The following is a 2032-nucleotide window of genomic DNA, read 5'->3' as shown; positions in this document are numbered from 1 at the left end:
GCGTCATACCTGACACGCCGCCTTCGCGGGCAAGCCTCGCTCCTACAGGGTTACGGTTGGGCCGACATACCGCATTGCAGATGTAGAGATTGATTGATGTATTCACTTGAAGACTTGCTGCACCTGATGAACCGTCTGCGCGACCCGCAGTTCGGTTGCCCGTGGGACATCAAGCAAACCTACGCCACCATCGTCCCGCACACCCTTGAGGAAGCCTACGAAGTCGCTGACGCCATCGAGCGCGGTGACTTCGATCACTTGCAGGGCGAGTTGGGTGATTTGCTGTTCCAGGTGGTTTATTACAGCCAGCTGGCCCGGGAAGAAGGGCGCTTCGAATTCGCCGGTGTGATCGACAGCATCACCCGCAAGCTGATCCGTCGCCATCCTCACGTATTTCCAACCGGTGATCTGTACGCGCCGCTGGATGTTCCGCGTCTGAGTGAAGAGCAGGTCAAGCAGCGCTGGGAAGAGATCAAGGCTGAGGAGCGCGCCGAGAAATCATCCGCGCCCGAACAGCTGTCCTTGCTCGACGATGTGCCTGCCGCGCTGCCTGCATTGTCCCGCTCGGCGAAGTTGCAAAAGCGCGCGGGGCAAGTCGGTTTCGACTGGCCGGACGCCTTGCCGGTGCTGGACAAGGTCCGCGAAGAACTCGATGAAGTGCTCGAAGCCATGGCCGACAATGACTCGGCAGCGATTGCCGATGAGGTGGGTGATTTGCTGTTTTCCGTGGTCAATCTGGCGCGTCATCTGAAAGTCGACCCGGAAACTGCACTGCGTGGCGCCAACAGCAAGTTTGAAAGACGCTTCCGTTTTATCGAACAGGCATTGCGCGACACCCACCGTCCCATGGAAGATTGCACCCTCGAAGAGTTGGACGCCTTGTGGGGCGAAGCCAAACGTCAGGAAAAGAATTTGCCCAGCTGCGGTTGAGCAGTGGCCTAAGTGAGAAATAAGCACCATGAGCATTTCCCTTCGCGACCAGTTGCTCAAAGCAGGGCTGGTCAACCAAAAGCAGGCCAAACAGGTCGGCAAAGAGAAGCAGAAGCAGCAACGCCTGGCCCATAAAGGCCAGATTGAACTCGATGACTCGCAGCAGCGTGCCGCCCAGGAAGCCATGGCCGAGAAGGTCAAGCGCGATCAGGAGCTGAACCGTCAGCAACAGGAGAAAGTCGAGGCCAAGGCTCGCGCGGCGCAGATCAAGCAATTGATCGAAGTCTCGCGCCTGCCGAAGCTGACCACCGAGGACTACTACAACTTCGTTGACGACAAGAAGGTCAAGCGTATCTCCGTCAACACGCTGATGCGCAACCAGTTGAGCAATGGCTTCCTGGCGATCGTGCACCATGCCGGCGGCTACGAAGTGATCCCGCGTGAGGCGGCCCTGAAGATTCAGGAGCGCGATCCTCGGCGCATCGTGCAGCTGAACGTCAAGACTGAAGAAGTCGCTGCCGAAGATGATCCATACGCGGCCTATCAGATCCCTGATGATCTGATGTGGTAAGCCTTTAACGGCTTCAACAACGACAAACCCCGCTCATGGCGGGGTTTGTCGTTTTCAATGCAGTCATTGCTTATGCAGATCGGAGCGCTCGTTGCTGCTCCTGTTTTTCCAGTTCAGCCTTGTAGCTGTGGGCGTCGGTTTCGGAATGAAACATCCCCACCAGCATGTCTTGTTGATGTACATCCCAGATACGGATACCGGCGGCTATGCCTTCATGGGATTTATGTGAATCGTCGCGTTCAGTTACTTTTACAGTCATCTGCTAGCTCCAATCTCTGTTATCTGCAGCAAGGCGTGTGCAGGACTCTGTTATATGTTTGGTTAGCCTGCTAAGTAAACGACTGAGTTCGGTAACGAATTTTTGCGAAACCGACAATAGTCCTGCAGCCCGCCAAACACGTGGCATTCGGTCGCAGGGCATTGAGTTTCATGACAAAAGCTTCATGTTCGCCGTGAATATCTCGCTGGTAGAACACGGTATCTGTAGGAGCCAGGCTTGCCGGCGAAGGCGTCCTTCAGTGCGCCTTCGCC

At 56.1% G+C, this 2032-nt stretch carries 3 protein-coding genes; 2 read left to right on the top strand and 1 reads right to left on the bottom strand.

Annotation, left to right across the window (positions count from 1 at the left end; all coding sequences use genetic code 11):
- The first annotated feature begins 96 nt into the window (after positions 1-96).
- Together mazG and QMX98_RS34265 are read left to right on the top strand one after the other, a co-directional pair.
- Complete coding sequence (mazG, locus tag QMX98_RS34270) at positions 97-930, top strand: nucleoside triphosphate pyrophosphohydrolase (protein WP_010457090.1); 834 nt, start codon at positions 97-99, stop codon at positions 928-930.
- A gap of 28 nt (positions 931-958) precedes the next feature.
- Positions 959-1501 (top strand): DUF2058 domain-containing protein, encoded by a 543-nt coding sequence (locus QMX98_RS34265; RefSeq protein ID WP_010457087.1) that lies wholly within the window; start codon positions 959-961, stop codon positions 1499-1501.
- A 70-nt stretch (positions 1502-1571) separates the two neighbouring features.
- Here the strand turns inward: QMX98_RS34265 and QMX98_RS34260 are convergent, their stop codons facing one another.
- A complete protein-coding gene (locus QMX98_RS34260) occupies positions 1572-1760 on the bottom strand; it encodes a hypothetical protein (RefSeq protein ID WP_010457086.1) in 189 nt (62 codons plus the stop codon).
- Positions 1761-2032: the final 272 nt, after the last annotated feature.

Origin of the sequence: Pseudomonas sp. PS02303 (assembly GCF_029959925.1) — a bacterium.
In the GTDB taxonomy this organism is placed as follows: Bacteria; Pseudomonadota; Gammaproteobacteria; order Pseudomonadales; family Pseudomonadaceae; genus Aquipseudomonas; species Aquipseudomonas mandelii.
This window is presented reverse-complemented; position numbering and strand designations above follow the sequence as displayed.

Excerpts from the sequence above, each read along its gene's own strand:
- QMX98_RS34265 (WP_010457087.1), top strand. The coding sequence starts at position 959 with ATGAGCATTTCCCTTCGCGACCAGTTGCTCAAAGCAGGGCTGGTCAAC.
- mazG (WP_010457090.1), top strand. The coding sequence starts at position 97 with ATGTATTCACTTGAAGACTTGCTGCACCTGATGAACCGTCTGCGCGAC.
- QMX98_RS34260 (WP_010457086.1), bottom strand. The coding sequence starts at position 1,760 with ATGACTGTAAAAGTAACTGAACGCGACGATTCACATAAATCCCATGAA.